20 protein-coding genes are annotated in these 16,295 nt (G+C 42.0%); 8 read left to right on the forward strand and 12 right to left on the reverse strand.

Annotation, left to right across the window (positions count from 1 at the left end; translation table 11 throughout):
* Positions 1-138: 138 nt before the first annotated feature.
* From ABID99_RS15495 to ABID99_RS15510, 4 genes are all read right to left on the reverse strand, one after another.
* Positions 139-597 (reverse strand): GyrI-like domain-containing protein, encoded by a 459-nt coding sequence (locus ABID99_RS15495; protein ID WP_373614263.1) that lies wholly within the window; start codon positions 595-597, stop codon positions 139-141.
* Positions 598-691: 94 nt separating this feature from the next.
* The gene (locus ABID99_RS15500) at positions 692-1,114 is read right to left on the reverse strand and encodes an SRPBCC family protein (RefSeq protein WP_373614264.1); all 423 of its coding nucleotides are present in this window, start codon (positions 1,112-1,114) and stop codon (positions 692-694) included.
* Positions 1,102-1,557 carry an EVE domain-containing protein gene (locus ABID99_RS15505; protein WP_090524351.1) on the reverse strand — a complete coding sequence of 152 codons (456 nt, stop codon included), beginning with the start codon at positions 1,555-1,557 and terminating at the stop codon, positions 1,102-1,104. Before ABID99_RS15505 ends, ABID99_RS15500 begins: the two co-directional genes overlap by 13 nt.
* Positions 1,558-1,679: 122 nt before the next feature.
* Complete coding sequence (locus ABID99_RS15510) at positions 1,680-2,627, reverse strand: helix-turn-helix transcriptional regulator (protein ID WP_373614265.1); 948 nt, start codon at positions 2,625-2,627, stop codon at positions 1,680-1,682.
* Between the two features lie 53 nt (positions 2,628-2,680).
* Between ABID99_RS15510 and ABID99_RS15515 the strand changes: the two genes are divergently transcribed.
* From ABID99_RS15515 to ABID99_RS15530, 4 genes are all read left to right on the forward strand, one after another.
* On the forward strand, positions 2,681-3,121 hold the full coding sequence (locus tag ABID99_RS15515; RefSeq protein ID WP_090524347.1) for a DUF2007 domain-containing protein: 441 nt from the start codon (positions 2,681-2,683) through the stop codon (positions 3,119-3,121).
* 151 nt (positions 3,122-3,272) lie between these two features.
* Positions 3,273-4,283, forward strand: coding sequence for a N(4)-(beta-N-acetylglucosaminyl)-L-asparaginase (locus ABID99_RS15520; RefSeq protein ID WP_090524345.1), 1,011 nt, complete (start codon positions 3,273-3,275; stop codon positions 4,281-4,283).
* 148 nt (positions 4,284-4,431) lie between these two features.
* A complete protein-coding gene (locus tag ABID99_RS15525) occupies positions 4,432-5,178 on the forward strand; it encodes a copper homeostasis protein CutC (RefSeq protein ID WP_176623675.1) in 747 nt (248 codons plus the stop codon).
* A 4-nt stretch (positions 5,179-5,182) separates the two neighbouring features.
* Positions 5,183-5,944, forward strand: coding sequence for a hypothetical protein (locus tag ABID99_RS15530; protein ID WP_176623673.1), 762 nt, complete (start codon positions 5,183-5,185; stop codon positions 5,942-5,944).
* A gap of 12 nt (positions 5,945-5,956) precedes the next feature.
* Here the strand turns inward: ABID99_RS15530 and ABID99_RS15535 are convergent, their stop codons facing one another.
* The 3 genes from ABID99_RS15535 to ABID99_RS15545 all read right to left on the reverse strand — a co-directional run bounded on the left by ABID99_RS15535 (position 5,957) and on the right by ABID99_RS15545 (position 10,723).
* Positions 5,957-8,800 (reverse strand): hypothetical protein, encoded by a 2,844-nt coding sequence (locus ABID99_RS15535; protein WP_373614266.1) that lies wholly within the window; start codon positions 8,798-8,800, stop codon positions 5,957-5,959.
* 356 nt (positions 8,801-9,156) lie between these two features.
* Positions 9,157-9,372 carry a hypothetical protein gene (locus ABID99_RS15540; RefSeq protein ID WP_090524337.1) on the reverse strand — a complete coding sequence of 72 codons (216 nt, stop codon included), beginning with the start codon at positions 9,370-9,372 and terminating at the stop codon, positions 9,157-9,159.
* 85 nt (positions 9,373-9,457) lie between these two features.
* On the reverse strand, positions 9,458-10,723 hold the full coding sequence (locus ABID99_RS15545; RefSeq protein WP_373614267.1) for a metallophosphoesterase: 1,266 nt from the start codon (positions 10,721-10,723) through the stop codon (positions 9,458-9,460).
* A 561-nt stretch (positions 10,724-11,284) separates the two neighbouring features.
* Here ABID99_RS15545 and ABID99_RS15550 point away from each other — a divergent pair.
* Together ABID99_RS15550 and ABID99_RS15555 are read left to right on the forward strand one after the other, a co-directional pair.
* Positions 11,285-12,142 (forward strand): family 16 glycosylhydrolase, encoded by an 858-nt coding sequence (locus ABID99_RS15550; RefSeq protein ID WP_373614268.1) that lies wholly within the window; start codon positions 11,285-11,287, stop codon positions 12,140-12,142.
* Between the two features lie 110 nt (positions 12,143-12,252).
* Entirely contained in the window at positions 12,253-12,453 is a 201-nt protein-coding gene (locus ABID99_RS15555) for a hypothetical protein (RefSeq protein WP_090524329.1), read from the forward strand.
* Positions 12,454-12,542: 89 nt separating this feature from the next.
* On the opposite strand, the gene ABID99_RS15560 is transcribed toward ABID99_RS15555, so the two are convergent.
* Positions 12,543-12,689: a hypothetical protein gene (locus ABID99_RS15560; RefSeq protein WP_175489897.1), complete on the reverse strand. Its 147-nt coding sequence runs from the start codon at positions 12,687-12,689 to the stop codon at positions 12,543-12,545.
* A 797-nt stretch (positions 12,690-13,486) separates the two neighbouring features.
* On the opposite strand from ABID99_RS15560, the gene ABID99_RS15565 reads away from it, so the two are divergent.
* Complete coding sequence (locus ABID99_RS15565) at positions 13,487-13,975, forward strand: VOC family protein (RefSeq protein WP_354481725.1); 489 nt, start codon at positions 13,487-13,489, stop codon at positions 13,973-13,975.
* A 17-nt stretch (positions 13,976-13,992) separates the two neighbouring features.
* Here the strand turns inward: ABID99_RS15565 and ABID99_RS15570 are convergent, their stop codons facing one another.
* The 4 genes from ABID99_RS15570 to ABID99_RS15585 all read right to left on the reverse strand — a co-directional run bounded on the left by ABID99_RS15570 (position 13,993) and on the right by ABID99_RS15585 (position 15,577).
* The gene (locus tag ABID99_RS15570; protein WP_176623663.1) at positions 13,993-14,202 is read right to left on the reverse strand and encodes a hypothetical protein; all 210 of its coding nucleotides are present in this window, start codon (positions 14,200-14,202) and stop codon (positions 13,993-13,995) included.
* A gap of 12 nt (positions 14,203-14,214) precedes the next feature.
* A complete protein-coding gene (locus ABID99_RS15575) occupies positions 14,215-14,430 on the reverse strand; it encodes a hypothetical protein (protein WP_354481722.1) in 216 nt (71 codons plus the stop codon).
* Between the two features lie 149 nt (positions 14,431-14,579).
* Positions 14,580-14,981, reverse strand: a complete 402-nt coding sequence (locus ABID99_RS15580) for a hypothetical protein (RefSeq protein WP_373614269.1) — start codon at positions 14,979-14,981, stop codon at positions 14,580-14,582.
* A gap of 20 nt (positions 14,982-15,001) precedes the next feature.
* A complete protein-coding gene (locus ABID99_RS15585) occupies positions 15,002-15,577 on the reverse strand; it encodes an RNA polymerase sigma factor (protein WP_243770747.1) in 576 nt (191 codons plus the stop codon).
* A gap of 236 nt (positions 15,578-15,813) precedes the next feature.
* Between ABID99_RS15585 and ABID99_RS15590 the strand changes: the two genes are divergently transcribed.
* Positions 15,814-16,293, forward strand: a complete 480-nt coding sequence (locus ABID99_RS15590) for an Lrp/AsnC family transcriptional regulator (protein WP_090524317.1) — start codon at positions 15,814-15,816, stop codon at positions 16,291-16,293.
* Positions 16,294-16,295 lie beyond the last annotated feature (2 nt).

Genomic DNA, 16,295 nt, shown 5'->3' on the forward strand with positions numbered 1-16,295 from the left:
AATTACAGAATTTTCTGGAGTCTAAACGCTATATTCTTTTAACTAAAAAGTCATGCCGAATTTATTTCGGCACCTCACAAGCAAGATTCCAGGCGGCTCTTCTGATGGGGTGCTGAAACAAGTTCAGCATGACGATGATTAGTTATTCACCCCAACAAAAACCTCTACCTCGGCATTATCAGCATTTTGTGACCTTTCTCCATACACATCAAAATCAGCCATATATCTTCTGTCGATATCACTTGTCCAGATCTGGTGCCAGGTTTCCCCTACTGATTGCGGCAGTGCACCTTTGGCAATATAACGGTTATAGTTTCCGGGAGGCACAGTAATGCAGATCAGCCCTTCAGGGATATTGTCTTTAGTAGCTACCTTACAACCCAGTACTGCGGTATAAAAGCCATCCTTATCGCTTTCATAATCGGTGTAAACACAATAAATATCATCGCTGACACGGTTCACCACCTGCTGTAAAACGTGCTCGCTCATAAACCAGTTCCAGAGCCCGGCAATGTCCTTCATCGCCTGGCCACCCTGATTGGTGGTGCGCACCGAAATGCCGACCAAAAAAAAGCCTTTTATTGTTACTTTATCCATACCTGGAGCTATTACTATTTGTTATATTGATATATAATTAATTTTTATACAGTTAATTATAATGATTATATAAATTATTAGTTTATAATTATTATTATTCAACCAACTTCTTCAGTCCCTCAAAAATCCCTTTCCAATTTTGCTCTGAATGCGTTTTGGCTTCCTCATTTTTTACATTATCCTGGGTAATGGTAAGCTCGGTTTCGCCATTATTCCCGGTTAGGTTATAGGTAATATTAGCATAGTTTTCGGGCTTGTCTTCGGTACCGCTCATGCTGCTCCAGTAATTATATTTTACAAATATACCGGGATCAATGTCCAGTATAGTTCCATGGTCTTCATACTTTTTACCATCCCACTCCCCGCTGAATTTTATGGGCTCCCCTACCCTCCAGCTCGATTCAAGATCGGTACCAAAAAAATATTTTTTTACCATAGCAGGATCAGTCAGGCCTTGCCAAACTTTAGCCATCGGGGCTTTAAATTTTACCTGCACATTTACTGTTAATTTTTCCATAACGTAGCTTTATTTAATAGTGGTTGTTTTGCAGTGATCATTTGTTCCTTTATCTTCTTAAAATCTGCGCCGGGAACTTCAAAAAATCCAAACCTGAAGTTGTAACCCCACGCTTTTTTGTTGGTGATAAAATCGAGTTCGTCAATCATCGGGGCTATCGGAACTTCGGCACATTCGTAGTAATTTACATTGCGGCGGTATGGGATAAAATCAATAGCCATTTGCTTCTGATAAATATCCTCGTCACGCACCTGGCCAATGGCTGTAAAAGCCTGCAAAGGCTCATTGCCGTTCATCTTTTGTTTAGGCGAATACACCGCCACCCAGTCGCCAACCTCCATACGTTTAAGCGGCGCCAGTTTACCATGATTGGCCTGAATAAATCCCCCGGAAATGCCGCGGCCAATGTGATCTTTTGATACTACTATTATCCAATGTTTCATAAGTGTATGGTTTAAATTACCCGCAAAAACACGACCAATAAAAGCCCTGCCCCTGCCATTATGAAACAAAGTAACAACGCACTGGTGACAGCCTTATGTCAGCAGGAAAAAAAGAAAAGAAGTTAATTTATTTTTTGGGCTATGGTCGCTGTGATCTCCCGTACACGTTGCAGCAGTGTATCTGGTTTAATGATTTCAGCGCGGTCGCCAAAGGTCATATACCATCGGGCAAAACCTTCTAATGAAATGGTCAAAAAAGTCATCTCAATTTTGTTGCCCACGGTTTTCTCAGATACAAAACCGCCATAGTATTTTTGATGGTCAAGATAGCTGTGAATCTCCTTGTCAACTTTGATCACCACCTGTTCAAGCTGCTTTTCGCTGGCCATCTTATCAATGTAATCCTTTAGCGTAGGGTGCTTGCTGTTGATATAACTTTTATCTGTTACCATCAGCTTTTTGATACGGTCGATCCTGAAATCGCGGTAATCATTACGCAGGCGGCAGTAAGCTATCAGGTGCCAGAAACTGTCAAGAAAAAAAACGCCCACGGGCTCTACGTCGCGTTTGGTATTTTCCTGTGAGTGGGCGGCGAAATAGTCAATGCACATGATCTTCTTACAAATGATACAATCAAGTATGGTTTGGATATGATCAACATTACCGGCCCGCTTTTGGCTATGGCTTTTCAGTACTTCAATACTACCATCAAGGTTTTCCAAAGCATCCTTTTCTGATGATTTAAGAATGGCCCGTACCTTGTACATGGCCGACTGGTACTGCGCCATGGTTGAGGTATCTGTAAGCTTTTCAACAAACTTTTCGGCTGTTAAAAAAGCGGTGGCTTCCTCGCGGGTAAACATTACCGGGGGCAGGCGATAACCATCCATAATAGAGTAGCCAACCCCGGCTTCGCCTATAAGGGGAATGCCTGCTTCTTCAAGCGTTTTTATGTCGCGATAAACTGTACGCAGGCTAATGTTGAACCTATCGGCAATATCACCGGCCTTTACTACCCTGCGCGATTGTAGTTGGATCAAAATGGCTGATATTCGGTCGATGCGGTTCATGGCGTCCAAATTAAATAAAAAACAATTTACCTTTGATTAATATTTATCTACATATGGCCGTTCAACCCGAAGAAAAGATCATAACATTTGAAACTTATTATGATGTGATGCTTGCACATATCATCCGCACCAAACTGGAGGGTTATGGCATTCCCTGCTTTATTGCCGATGAAAACACCATAGGTTCAAACCCGCTTTACAACCAGGCTGTAGGCGGTATTAAACTAAAAATATTTGAGCGCGACCTGGAGCGTTGCCGTGAAATCTTAGCTGCCGAAGGTGACCTGCACGACCAGGACCATATTGAAATTGACGACGAAACGCTTAATGCGGTGATTTGCCCTTATTGTGGCTCAACCAATGTACGCTACGGTTCTGCAACCGAAAAAAGGGTTCATTGGCTCACTGCCATCATCTCATTTTTATTGATGATATTCCCGTTTTATAGCCGTAAAGCCTGGCATTGTTTTAATTGCCAGCGGGATTTCGAATAGCTTTTTTTTCAAAGTCGAAAGTCTTAAGTCGCGGGTCAAAAACCTTCATTTTTATAACCTGACAGGGTCTTAACTTAAAACTCAAGAGTTACGACTTCAGACTGAAGACTTAGAACTTACGACTTAAAACTGTTTTTCATATATTAGCGGTATGTACAACCGCCGTAAGTTCATTAAATTATCTGCTGCAGGTGCTTCATTTGCAGCGCTTTCTAAATCTGCCATCGCAAAAACTGTCATATCAAAGCCCGAAGGCGGTTATCCTATCGTAATTTCAACCTGGGATTTTGGCATTATAGCCAACAAAGGAGCCTGGAAAGTATTATCAGCCGGGGGCCGTGCGCTCGACGCCATTGAAGCCGGCGCCCGCATTCCCGAAGCCGAAGATATTACCAACCATACCGTTGGTCGCACCGGCCTGCCCGATCGTGACGGACATGTAACCCTCGACTCATGTATCATGGACGAGTTTGGCAACTGTGGCTCGGTAGCTGCCATGGAGAATATAGCCCATCCTATTTCGGTAGCCCGTTTGGTGATGGAGAAAACCCCTCACGTAATGCTGGTTGGCGAAGGTGCTACCCAGTTTGCCGTTGAGCAGGGCATGAAAAAAGAAAAACTGCTAACCCCCGAAACAGAAAAGATCTGGAAGGAGTGGCTTAAAAAGGCCCAGTACAGCCCCGTTATGAATATCGAAAACGGCGGCAAACCTGGCAATAAATATAACCATGATACTATTGGTATGCTGGCTATTGACGCCAAAGGCAATATCTCGGGCGGATGCACTACCAGCGGTATGGCCTTCAAACTGCATGGCCGTGTTGGCGACAGTCCTATTATAGGCGCGGGCCTTTACGTAGATAATGAAGTTGGCGGTGCTACATCAACCGGTGTTGGCGAAGAGGTGATCCGCAATGTGGGCAGCTTCTTGGTGGTTGAATTAATGCGCCAGGGTTTATCGCCCGAGGATGCCTGTAAGGAAGCCGTAAACCGCATTATCAAAAAGAAGCCGGAAATAGCAAAAAAGATCCAGGTTGGCTTTTTAGCTATCAATAAAAAGGGTGAATATGGCGCATATGCCATACAAAGCGGTTTTTCATACGCTGTTTGCAATGCGCAGCAGCAGGATCTGTTAATACCTGGCAAGAGTTATTATAAATAATTTAGGCCATGGACCATAGTCGATAGTCCATGGCTTAATATTGCAGAATATAGTTAACTTAACAGTAGTAGTCTATGAACTATCGACTATAGACTATGAACAAAAAAGGCTATGGACTATCGACCATGGACTATGGACTTAAAAAAACATGCAAGTATCGCTCGAAGTTTGTGCTAATTCGGTTACATCGGCCCTGGCGGCCCAGGAGGGCGGCGCTGTGCGTGTTGAACTTTGCGAAAATTTGAAGGATGGCGGCACCACCCCATCTCACGGTACGATATTAATGGCCCGCAGCCTGCTCCATATCAAGCTGTATGTGCTCATCCGCCCGCGCGGCGGCGATTTTTTGTATAATGATATGGAGTACAAGCTCATGATGGCCGATATCAGGTATTGCATTGATGCCGGCTGCGACGGCGTTGTGATAGGTATCCTTAAAGAAGATGGCTCCATCGATATAGAACGATGTACCGAAATGGTGCGCCTCGCCCGGCAATGGGGCCTGGGCGTAACGTTCCACCGGGCCTTCGACATGTGTGCCGATCAGCATAAAGCCCTTGAAGAAATTATTGAAATGGGCTGCGAGCGCGTACTTACCTCAGGAGGCAAAAGCACCGCTATTGAGGGTGCCAGCAATTTAAACCGCCTCGTTGAACAAGCCGCCGGCCGCATCAGCATTATGCCCGGGAGCGGCGTAAGTGAGACCAACGTAGCAGACCTCGTTCATTTTACCGGGGTTAAAGAAGTTCATTCATCGGCAAGGATCAAGGTTGCCAGTAAAATGAAGTTTCATAATGAAAGCATCATGATGAGCGCCGAAGCCGGCGATGAATATAGTATTGATATTACCGGCGTTGACCGGGTTAGGGAATTGATTCGGTTGGCGAATAGTTAAATTTATGAATAGAAAAATACTTTTTCTGTTTTTATTCCAAGTTACCATTTTAAAAAGTTATGCCCAGCTTCAGACTTATTATCACAAAATAGAATCAGTATCTAATAATGAAAAGAGCGCTACCAAGCTTTTCCAAAGAATTGACAGCATTAAACAAACCCGGCAGCCCCATGATAGCAAAGTAACTACTTACTTTGACAGAGATGTAGATTTTGGCTATAAGCATCAACGGATAAACGTAGTTTTTAATGGCTTAAATCGATACCAGGTTAACTTACTTATTAAGGACGACTGTATCCTTTTTAGCTCTGTCATATACGATAATTCATTTTATGAAGACCCAGCTTTCGATAAGATGAATCAAAAAGAAAACCGCCCCAAAATAGACACTGTACAGGTATTGGAGTATTTAAAAAGACGTAATGCTTTTTATAAATCGTCAAAAAGCATTAATGATTTAATACATGAATTAAATTTAGATAAGACCTATGCGTTTTTTTGCGGAGATGGCAGCCCTCAAACAGCGATGGGCAAATACATTGAACGAATTGTAAAAAATAACAATATCAAAAAACTCAAAAACCTGTTAGTTAGCTTTTGTTGCGAAGAACAAGCATACGGTGTTGCCGGTATACAAATGCTTCAAAAAAAAGATGTTGATATTTCTTCCGATATAATTAAAATAGCTGCTCATATTAAAGAAAGAAAATCGGCACTTGTTACTTGCGCCGGTTGCCTAACGGGTATAGTAAGTACCGATTATTAATTCAATAATTCTTTAAAAGAAAGTCACCGGTAAAACCAGCTCTATCCTATTTCGCCCTGTCCCACCAAAAAAGTCTTCATCAAGCAACCTACTGTACCTGATACCAAATGTGATGCTATTTTGATTAAAGAACTTGGTATCGAAATACAAGGTACCGCCCACTGACCTGAAGTTTTGTTTAAAGCTGCTGCCATCGGTAAAAAAGTTTGATGCGCTGGCATGGGTATAATCAAAAAACAATGCAGTACGTAAGCGTAACAGGTAAAACAGGTTACCGAAACCTGCATCAGGATACGCTATTGGCATATGATAGGTTAAGCCAATCTTATTCATATTATCCAGGTTTTCGGCGGTATAACCTTTGGAGAAAGGGAAATCATTAGAGAAACTGATTACATTATCTTTTCCTTTTTGCTGGCGCGCCAGGCTGATGACAAAGTTGTGGTTCACAAACAAGCCAGGGAAGTAAAACGACCCGGTTGTTAACAGTTGTGTTGCTCCTGAGCCCGAAACTGCCGATTTATAATTGACGCCTATGCTTTGCGCAAACCGGGGATAAATATTTTTCTGTGCCTGTTGCGTTTGATTGCTAAAACTGATATAGTTATTCAGATAACTGTGCGATCTATCTGCAAAACTGCTTTTGTAGGCTTGTTGAAAGTTGATGCTGTTAAAATACAGGTCGCTGCCAAGGGTAATACTGGTTAAACGCTTGCCTTCACTAAAATTCAGGGGGACCCGCAAGCCACCATGTACAGCAGTCTCGTTCCAGTATACGTATTGGCCTTTATAAAAGCTCCGCCTGTCGAGTGTATAATCGGCCCCGGCCGAAATATAGGGGAATAAGGCCCCGTAAATGGCATCGAAACCAAACTGTTTGTAGCCTTCGTTGGTATTATAATCAAAAGACAATTCGGACTGAAAAGTATTCAGCACATTCTCGCCCGTGATAGCGAATGAATAATTAGGGTCGCTGATGTTGGGGATGATACTGTGAAAATTAAACAACCCATGTGCTTTGGAATAGTTGGTAACCGGCAATGGCTTATCAACTATCCCCGTTACTAAATTGGCAGCCGAATCTTTTTTGAGTGCTGTGATACCCAGATCGGGCAGGTAGCGTGCATAATCCCCCCCGGCGGCTATCCATTTTAAATCTTTTTTGTTAGCCTGGTTAATCCGGTAACCATCGGCAGTAAAACCTACCCAGGCCAGTTTATTGTCGCTTACAGCAGGTTGGTAATAGCCAATACCACTGTCGTTACCGGGAGGCAGCATCTCATAAACACTTCTATCGTTAAGCATCATTACAAACAGGCGGTCGTTTTTGCCATCGGTTTGGGTAAAGTAAAGTGTATCTTTTTTCAGCGCGATAAAACCTATAGGGCGAAAACTCAGGGGTGTTAAATACGTTGTTTTACCGTTAGCGATCTCTGTAAGCGCTATCCCCATTTTCCCATCCTTATTGCGCGCTGCCGACAGCAGTTTGCCATCGCCATAAAACTTAGGGTAAGTATAAAACAGCCCCCGGGGATTTGGAATTTCCTGTTGCAGTTTCCCTGCAGTATCCAAAATATGTAGCCGGCTTGCACCTGATGGATCAACCCGTACAGCAACAATACTTTGACCATCGGCACTAAAAGCAGGCGAAAAGTATTTTGCTTTTGAGGTGATCCGGTGTTCCTGGCCTGTTTTTGCATCAAGCAGCATCAATTCACTATAATTACGGTAGCCCCAGCGTAAATCCGGCCGATAGGATGTATAAATTATTTTACCGTTGTGATAATCAAAATAACTATCCAATGAATAGGAACGGGTGCTGATTTTCACTTCTTTACTACCGTTTTTAATGACAAAGGCGGGCAAGTGATCGTAAGTATTTTTGGCATAGATGAGCGTACTATCATTCACAAAAGCCGGGTATTGCCGGTTGGCGTCAAAATGTGTCCTTCGTTCTGCAACTGGTTGGGTGTTATCTTCGGCAAATTGCTGTTTGAAATAAGCAAACCCGTTATTTGAAAAGGTTTTGAAACTTTCGCCGGTGTATTTTTTAACAGCCCATTGAAAAGGATAAAAGCCACCGCGATAGGCCGCGGCGTCATGTGTTACGTTTTTCCATAGTTCGCTGCCATATTTTTCGCGACCGTAGGCTACCATCATATAGCCGAGCGGGTAATGATCGGGCACATAATCGCGGTACGAGCCATTGCGAAGCTTCATATAGCTGTAGTTCTTATCCGCAGCCCACAACGCACGGTAACCTGTAAAAAAATAAGGCAGCCGGCCCCTGCCCTGTTCGCTTACCAGGGTTTCGTTAAATACAGCGTCGCCCTCAAAAAACCAGTTAGGTACAGCCAAATCATTACCCAGCGCCTGCCCGCCCTCGCCAAAAATTATGCGGAGTAAATGCGACAGGCCTACATTAAAATTATTGTACTGCTGCACATGCCTGTACTCGTGAATAGCCAGTTGCTGCGGCCATGGCAGGCTGCCTATATCAAAGCTATTTTGCTCTGGGGTTAAAAAAAACTCGCTCCTGAAGGGGGCCAATCCTACATAGCCGTTGGCTACGGTGGTTTGGTTTTGCAATACAATACTGATTTGTTTTTGCTTAAAGCCGATTGTTGGCCGGATCAGGCCATTCATTTGCTGCACGATATTGGCAACCCTTAACCCCGCCGAATCCAAGCCGGTCGGGAATATCACCCGGGCTGGCGGTGTGTTTACCTGTTTCCATTTTATAGATGGCGGATTACCGCCAAACACCTGCGCTTTTGATGATAATGTAGCAGAAAGTAACAGCGCCGGAAGTATTAATTTTTGAAGCGTTTTGTAACCGGTAAACAGATGATTCATTGAGGGTGAAAGTAAGTACAAATTGTAATTTAAACAACAAGCCACTTACTGAACGCTCATGAATTTGAACTGGTATAAAACAAAAAACACCCATCAAACTGACGGGTGTAAGGACAAGGTTAAAGTTAAGGTTTAGGTTTTAAATATTATATCAATTATTATTGAAGGCAATATTAGCAACCTGTGATAGGTAATGGCAGTTCTTGTTTTGCATGATTTAATCAACGCTTAAATCTCGCCATTTAAAAACGGTCCCGCAACCCGTGAAAACACGGTATTTTATTCCGTTTAATAACGGTAGATAACCAGTACTGGATTACAAAAAAGCCCGATATGAATATACCGGGCTTACTATTTCATATTTTGATGATCTTACCGCCTTTTTGCCCGGAAGGTTTAGGCGAATCAGGTTTGGGAATATGTTTTATAATGTAGATAAGCGTATGGGCTATTGCGCTTATAGCTTTCACACCAAAATGTACAAAAGGCTTCATCACTTGCCAGGCATTACTATGCTGATGCTGTACCTGCGGACCGTTTTTGCCTATCCTTTTTATATCGTTGGTTGCCATAATCTTAGTTTTAATGCTTCATATAAAAAGCATAAAAACCTTGCCACAAATCAAGCCCGATAAATCAAATCCGTATTTTATAACGTTACACTACCTTTTTCTTCAGCTCAATAACCGTAACCTCAGGCCAAATACCTAATCTTCCCGAAAATGCCAGGAAACCAAAACCACGGTTTACGTACAGATATCGGTTCTTTTCATTAGCGAGGCCGGCCCAGTCAACATAGCGGTATTTTACCGGGCTCCACCTAAAGCCGGGGACCTCCACCCCAAACTGCGCACCATGAGTATGCCCTGATAGGGTAAGATGGATGGTTGTTGGGTTATAACGAACCTGTTCTTCCCAATGGGTAGGGTCATGCGAAAGCAGGATTTTAAAGGCATCCGGGGGTACGCCCTGAAGCGCCTTATTCAAATCGCCTATCTGGATGAAACCTCTGCCCCAGTTTTGGATCCCGATCAGGGAGATCGATTGTCCGCCTTTTTCAATGGTTACATTTTCATCCAGCAGCAAACGGTAGCCTAAGGCTTTGTGATGTTGTTTAAGTTTATCGAGATTGGCTGCCTTTTCCTGCATGTTATCCCAATGGATATAATCACCGTAATCGTGGTTACCTAAAATGGAAAACTGTCCGTAAGGCGCTTTGATCTGCCCAAACCTGTCAATATAAGGCTCAATTTCCGATGCTGCATTATTCACCAGGTCGCCGGTAAAAACAAACAGGTCGCTTTTTTGCGCTTTAGCCAGGTCGATACCGCGTTGCATAGCCTCGGTATTATCAAAGCTTCCCGAATGGATGTCAGAAAGCTGGGTGATGGTAAAGCCATCGAAGGCATCGGGCAAATCATCAAAATAAAGAGTGGTTTTATGCAGCTTATAATCGTATTTACCTTTAAGCATGGCATAAAAAAACGAAGTAAAAGGCACGGCAGCCACCAGTACCGCTATTTCACTGATGAACTTACGCCGGCCTGGAAAAGCCGGCTGCCCGGCAACCCTGCCCGAACCACCGATCAAATTGAATACACCTACGAAAAACCTCCCGAGATCGCCGAGGGATAGCACGATTATGAAAACCAATTTGGTAATAAAAAACGTCAGGAACAGGCTTAGCATCCATTCATGAAATGGGCGCATGCCGCTTGCTGTACTAAAAGCGCCAAAGCCAAGTAAAAATAAAGCAGTTACGCCTACAGATATGATCAGATACCCCCATAAAACAACATTGCGCCATAGGTTTGATGGCCAGTCGGCAGTTAAGGTTTTAAGGCCGGAATGGATGTACCAATCAAACAACAAACTAATCAACGCAATAATTGCGAATACCTTCAAAAAGCCACTACTGTGCATATAGATCCATATAAGATTGCAATTTAAAAAAGTAAAGGTAATTAGAGGGTAAAATTGCAGATGCAGGCCAGGTTTAAAGTTTTGAGAAAGACGAGAAATTACTTCAACCCAAAATAGAGGCCAATAACCAATAGTATTTGGATACAAATTACCACGAAAAGTCTCTTAAAGCCATTTATTTTAAATGGGCCGAATACATATACCGCCCAGGATAGCAAAAATACAGCCAGTGCCAAACCTCCAACTATTAAAGGATTTGGGCCTTCGGGGTCATTGAAAAAAAAGAACAGCAACCTGGAGCAAATGATAGCCATGACCGCCAACATTATTAACGAAACCTGTTTTGACCTGAAATATAAATTTGTTGTGTTATTACCCATGACCTTAAGATGAGTATTACACAAATATAACAATGTAAGCAGAGATTCTTCATCTGTTTATTTATCGATGTATTTTAGTTTTCAAACCGGGACGCCACTGTAAAATTATGATCGCAATTGGTAAATACTAAGTTCCTCTCATCCAATTTATCTACTTTTAAACCCTTATCTCACACCTCAAATGAATCTAAAATATCTGCTGCTATCAGCTCCACTTTTATTAGCGTTACAGGCATTCGCTCAGAATAAAACTACCGATACTGTTTTCTTTGAAGATTTTAACAAACCAACCCTCAACAGGAGCAAATGGAATGTTGAAGTTACAGGCAATACTGTTAACGACGAGCAGCAGGCCTATGTTGATTCGGCGGCTACCATTTATATGATAGATGGTAAAGCCGAAGGTGCCAAAAATGGCGCCCTTGTTTTAAAGGCTTTATATAAACCCGGCTTTACCAGTAAAGAGCGGCGTAAATATGATTTCATTTCAGGCCGCATTAATACCCGTGCTAAAATGGAGCTTACATATGGTACAGCCTCATGCAGAATGAAAATGGCCGCAGGCGCAGGCCTATGGCCAGCTTTTTGGCTGCTTGGAAACGGTAAATGGCCCAATTGCGGCGAAATTGACGTAATGGAAACCGTAGGCGACTCAAGCTGGGTAAGCCATGCTTTACATGGCCCCGGCTATTTTGGCGATACGCCGCTTGCAAAACGTGTACTTTTCCCCACAGGCATTGATGTTACCCAGTGGCATGTATATTCGGTAGACTGGTTGCCTGAGAGCCTTGTTTTTAAGGTTGATGGCAAAATCACCTATACGGTAACAAAAGCAATGGTTGAAAAATATGGCCGCTGGGCTTTTGATAACAAAAAATTCATCATCCTTAATTTTGCATTAGGCGGTGGCTATCCTGGTGGTGTTAACAAGGTTACCAAACCCTATCATGGTTTACCAGAAAATACAGTTAACAAAATAAAAGCAGGTAGCGCCAAAACCATTGTGGACTGGGTACTGGTAACTAAAACCGCGAATTAATATTGTTGATACATTTGTAAAATAAAGGTTATTTAAATTTTACTTTCATAAAACACTGGGTAAATTTTATTGCCATATTTTTGAATTATTAAAAATAACATCATCTACCCATGGCAATATTAACCGTACAAATACCCGACTCAGAGATCTTTACTTTATCAAGTATAGTTGAACAGATATCAGGCAGCATCATCAAAGTTACTGCCGAAGAAGACATCAATCAGGGCGATTGCATTTTGCATAAAGACGACCTTATAATTAAAAACAAACTGGAAGGCAGCCTTCATTCACGGCACCTCTGGAACGATTGATTTTACCATAAATAATCCCGGTTTTTAAACGCCATAAACAAAACAGGCCGTGCTGATGAAGCACGGCCTGTTTTGCTGTATTTACCTGTTTAATTATGTATAACTACCCGTTCGTGTACACGAACCCTTTCGTCATGTCGTCGCCTGTGTCGTTCCCGGTATTCGGCCGAACAGCTTGTAAAGCCCATTGCTACTAATATTAATAATGAAATTGAGCGTGAAACAGTAGTTTTCATAGCAAATGATTTATTAGTTTTCGATAGATAAACTATGGCCAAACACTTATCATGCCATAAGAGTGCGGCGACAAAGCGGTAAAAGGAATGTTACAGTGGAATAATCATCAGTCGACAACTATTTCAAGCTACAACTCAGGAACTCCGTCGCGCCATGGCCCGGTTAATCCAAACAAACAAAAAACCGATAGCCAGAAAGGTTATAAGCATCATAATGATATTGCTCTATAGCTGTTTGCAGCGTTAAATTAATATAAAACGGCACCGTAAAATACAAACAAACTATTATTATCCCTTAAATAAATAATAATCTGCAAAGGGCGGTAACATAAATTCAGTTTCATACGTATTATATTTTCATGGAGGATTTTATTCTCAATTAGCATTTTTTTAATTTTTGGGGATAAAATACGAGTACTTTAACAAGTTGATTGACCTGATAACTAATCGCAATTAAAAACTTAATTAAACGCCGGATGAAGTATGAGGGGCTATGTAAATATACCAGGATCGGTTGATTGTAACTGCTGCAAGGTTTGCGGTGCAAGACCAATAATTGTGCTGATTAAAGATATTGGATATGTAGTAAAATGCCCTGTTGATGACAGTCATTACAGGACCGATGCGGGCCTTATTGATATTAATGACTGGAATTTACACAATATCAATTGTATTAATCCCCTGGACGAAAGATTGATATTCAGTTTTCATTGAATGCTTGTGTAATTTATTTGTGCATTACTTTAACCATAATGCTAAACCTATATCTTTAGGCATTTAAATTACTAATCCTAACAATGAGATCTTTATCAATAATTTTTAAAACAGCCAAACTAACCACGTTGCTGCTGGCAATAACTGTGCTTTTGCCTATGGTGTGCAAGGCCCAAAACGGTACCGATATCTCGCCGGTAATTGATCATATCGCCATTACTACCGGTAACCTTAAAAAAAGCACCGAGTTTTATACCAAAGTATTACACCTTAAAAAAGTTGACAACCCCTTTGCAGATACCGTACACCAATGGTATAGCCTTGGCAATAATGTAAAACTACATGTTATACAGGCGGAACGGAATGAAAAACAGGTTAAAGGCGTACACCTTTGCTTCACCGTTTCGTCGGTAAAAGAGTTTGCAAAAACGCTTGATCAAATGAATATCCCTTACTCAAACTGGAAAGGCGATAGTAAAGAACCTACCTACCGGGCAGATGGCGTATTGCAACTGTATTTCCAGGATCCGGATGGCTACTGGATTGAAATAAACAGCCCGGCCAAAAAATAAGCCGGGCTGCCAAACAATCACTTAACTAAATTTTTGTATTTCTTTTTAAACCAATAGCCTTTCCACAACCAAAATCCCGAAAGTACTATTATCGGGAAGAACACCCATTTTACCGCTGCAGCCGCGTTAGGAATTTGAGCAACCGGGCCATAAATATACCCTACAACTGGGATGCTTAACAAGATATGGACCCATCGGATCACCTTACGTTCAAGCGAGGCTGTCATTGTAAACAGGTATTAATAATCAAGCTCCTGGCAATGGATGCCGGCCTTTTGCAACAACGATTCGATATAACGTGGTGAAAGATCCTTAGCCTCCACCCGTAAAATATTATCGCAGTCTTCCAGGTCAAAGTTCCATTGGGCTATGGCAGGTATTTTGGTTAATAAATTTTGTACCCGGCTCACCTGCCGTCTCTGCCGTACACTTGTTGCAAATACCAGTACATCCATTGTTATTTTATTTAAGGTAGATAAATATTAATTTATATAGAGCTGAAAGCGGAATGCATAAAGCTTAAAGCTGATATTCCTGATCGTTAGTGACAATTATTGCCATATATGAAATCAGTTAATGAATTTCATATAATCCTTAAGTTTTTTTATTCCGCTTTCTTTTCTTCGTTTGTGGTAGTCTTAAAATCGTCCCAGTCACGGCTAAACCTGCCATGCCCGTGGCCTTTCCATCCGCACATGCGGTCTTCCCACTGAGCGCGGAACTTATCTCTGTCTTCAGGGCTCATATTCTTAAAACGTTCGGCCATGCGTCCGCGCATCCAGGGCGCTCCTCCTCCGCTTTTAGGGCCGCCTTTCCCAAAACCAAACAAAATCTTGCATAAAATAAATATGCCAACGGCCTGCCAGTAAGTAATGGTTGTTACATGTAAAATATCCGGCAATAAATTATTCCACAGCTGCATTACCACAAAGCTGATGACGGCCAGGCAAGCGAGCACCCCAAGCGGGATGAAGAAAAATCGCCTTTTATAAAAAAATGGTTTCATGTTATATAATGTCTTAATTTTTAATATTCAGTAATTTCCGTGTAAAGCTGGGCAAGCCGTTTGCGCAAGTGTAGTACGGCGTAACGTTTTCTTGATACCAGCGTGTTGGTATTTAGCCCGGTACGTTTGGCAATTTCCTCAAAGGGGATATCTTCAAGCTCATGCCAAACAAATACCTGTTTTTGTTCTTCGGGCAATTCATCCAGCGCAAAAAATAACTGCTCCCAAAAAAGGTTGCGCAAATACTCGGTTTCGGGAGTGGTAGCTTCGGTAAGGAGTATGGCTTTAAAGTCCGGTGCCTCATCGTCATAATCTTCATCATCGGCCAGCATATCATCAAGCAGGGTTTCCGTCTTTTTTTTATGCTTATCAGTTATTTTGTTCCGGGCCACCCGGTATAGCCAGGCGCTGGTTTGTTCAATCGGTTCAGAATTGATCACAGCGCTAAACTGGTACCAAACATCCTGGAGTATATCCTCGGCATCGGCATCGTTTTTTACCCTCCGGCGAATAAATCCCAACAAGCTTTTACCATACGAAGCAATTGTTTGTATGATGTGGCTGTTTTTGTCCTGGGGCATTATCGCTGTTGTCAATTTCTTTATCCTTTTTAAAGATAAAGACGATTGTGATTTAAAAACATTTTAATTTTTTTTCAAAAAAAACTATTGCATATCAAAAAGTCATTTCAGACAGCTAAACAATATTTATTTGATTGCAGAAGCGACTTAAGCAACTGATGTTCAAACATCATAAAGATAGTTTTGTCGAATTAAATTCATTTTAATTAAAAATATTTGAACTTTATTCAATTTATATCGAATATTACTGTATGATTAACGAACCGGAAATTATTTTAGATAAAACCGACCTGCATATTTTGCGATTGATGCAGGAAAACGCCCGGATCTCTAATGCCGACCTGGCCCGTGAGCTTGGCATGGCGCCATCCGGCATACTTGAGCGCGTAAAAAAACTGGAACAAAAAAATGTGATCCAACAATATACAACGCGCATCAATCCGGCGGCCCTGCAGCAAAAAATGCTTGCTTTTATATTTATGAAAGCGGCCGATGGGCCAGGAAGCGATGCTACATCAGGCGAGCTGGCCAAGATACCCGAAGTACAGGAAGTGCACCACATAGCCGGCGACGATTGCTATTTAATAAAAGTGCGTACTTATGACTCCGCCTCGCTAATGAATTTAATGCGCACTCACTTCAGTAAAATACCCAATATTTTGAGCACCCGCACCACCATAGTGCTCGAAACCAAAAAAGAACAACAACAATTGGTTATACCCGAAAAATAATA

Origin of the sequence: Mucilaginibacter sp. OAE612 (assembly GCF_041806395.1) — a bacterium.
Classification (GTDB): Bacteria; Bacteroidota; Bacteroidia; order Sphingobacteriales; family Sphingobacteriaceae; genus Mucilaginibacter; species Mucilaginibacter rubeus.

Bases quoted from the DNA above. Each gene is read 5' to 3' on its own strand.
- ABID99_RS15500 (WP_373614264.1), bottom strand. From the start codon at position 1,114: ATGGAAAAATTAACAGTAAATGTGCAGGTAAAATTTAAAGCCCCGATG.
- ABID99_RS15580 (WP_373614269.1), bottom strand. From the start codon at position 14,981: ATGAAACCATTTTTTTATAAAAGGCGATTTTTCTTCATCCCGCTTGGG.
- ABID99_RS15510 (WP_373614265.1), bottom strand. From the start codon at position 2,627: ATGAACCGCATCGACCGAATATCAGCCATTTTGATCCAACTACAATCG.
- ABID99_RS15590 (WP_090524317.1), top strand. From the start codon at position 15,814: ATGATTAACGAACCGGAAATTATTTTAGATAAAACCGACCTGCATATT.
- ABID99_RS15555 (WP_090524329.1), top strand. From the start codon at position 12,253: ATGGCAATATTAACCGTACAAATACCCGACTCAGAGATCTTTACTTTA.
- ABID99_RS15505 (WP_090524351.1), bottom strand. From the start codon at position 1,557: ATGAAACATTGGATAATAGTAGTATCAAAAGATCACATTGGCCGCGGC.
- ABID99_RS15550 (WP_373614268.1), top strand. From the start codon at position 11,285: ATGAATCTAAAATATCTGCTGCTATCAGCTCCACTTTTATTAGCGTTA.
- ABID99_RS15560 (WP_175489897.1), bottom strand. From the start codon at position 12,689: ATGAAAACTACTGTTTCACGCTCAATTTCATTATTAATATTAGTAGCA.
- ABID99_RS15520 (WP_090524345.1), top strand. From the start codon at position 3,273: ATGTACAACCGCCGTAAGTTCATTAAATTATCTGCTGCAGGTGCTTCA.
- ABID99_RS15545 (WP_373614267.1), bottom strand. From the start codon at position 10,723: ATGCACAGTAGTGGCTTTTTGAAGGTATTCGCAATTATTGCGTTGATT.
- ABID99_RS15515 (WP_090524347.1), top strand. From the start codon at position 2,681: ATGGCCGTTCAACCCGAAGAAAAGATCATAACATTTGAAACTTATTAT.
- ABID99_RS15540 (WP_090524337.1), bottom strand. From the start codon at position 9,372: ATGGCAACCAACGATATAAAAAGGATAGGCAAAAACGGTCCGCAGGTA.
- ABID99_RS15495 (WP_373614263.1), bottom strand. From the start codon at position 597: ATGGATAAAGTAACAATAAAAGGCTTTTTTTTGGTCGGCATTTCGGTG.
- ABID99_RS15535 (WP_373614266.1), bottom strand. From the start codon at position 8,800: ATGAATCATCTGTTTACCGGTTACAAAACGCTTCAAAAATTAATACTT.
- ABID99_RS15530 (WP_176623673.1), top strand. From the start codon at position 5,183: ATGAATAGAAAAATACTTTTTCTGTTTTTATTCCAAGTTACCATTTTA.
- ABID99_RS15525 (WP_176623675.1), top strand. From the start codon at position 4,432: ATGCAAGTATCGCTCGAAGTTTGTGCTAATTCGGTTACATCGGCCCTG.
- ABID99_RS15570 (WP_176623663.1), bottom strand. From the start codon at position 14,202: ATGACAGCCTCGCTTGAACGTAAGGTGATCCGATGGGTCCATATCTTG.
- ABID99_RS15565 (WP_354481725.1), top strand. From the start codon at position 13,487: ATGAGATCTTTATCAATAATTTTTAAAACAGCCAAACTAACCACGTTG.
- ABID99_RS15575 (WP_354481722.1), bottom strand. From the start codon at position 14,430: ATGGATGTACTGGTATTTGCAACAAGTGTACGGCAGAGACGGCAGGTG.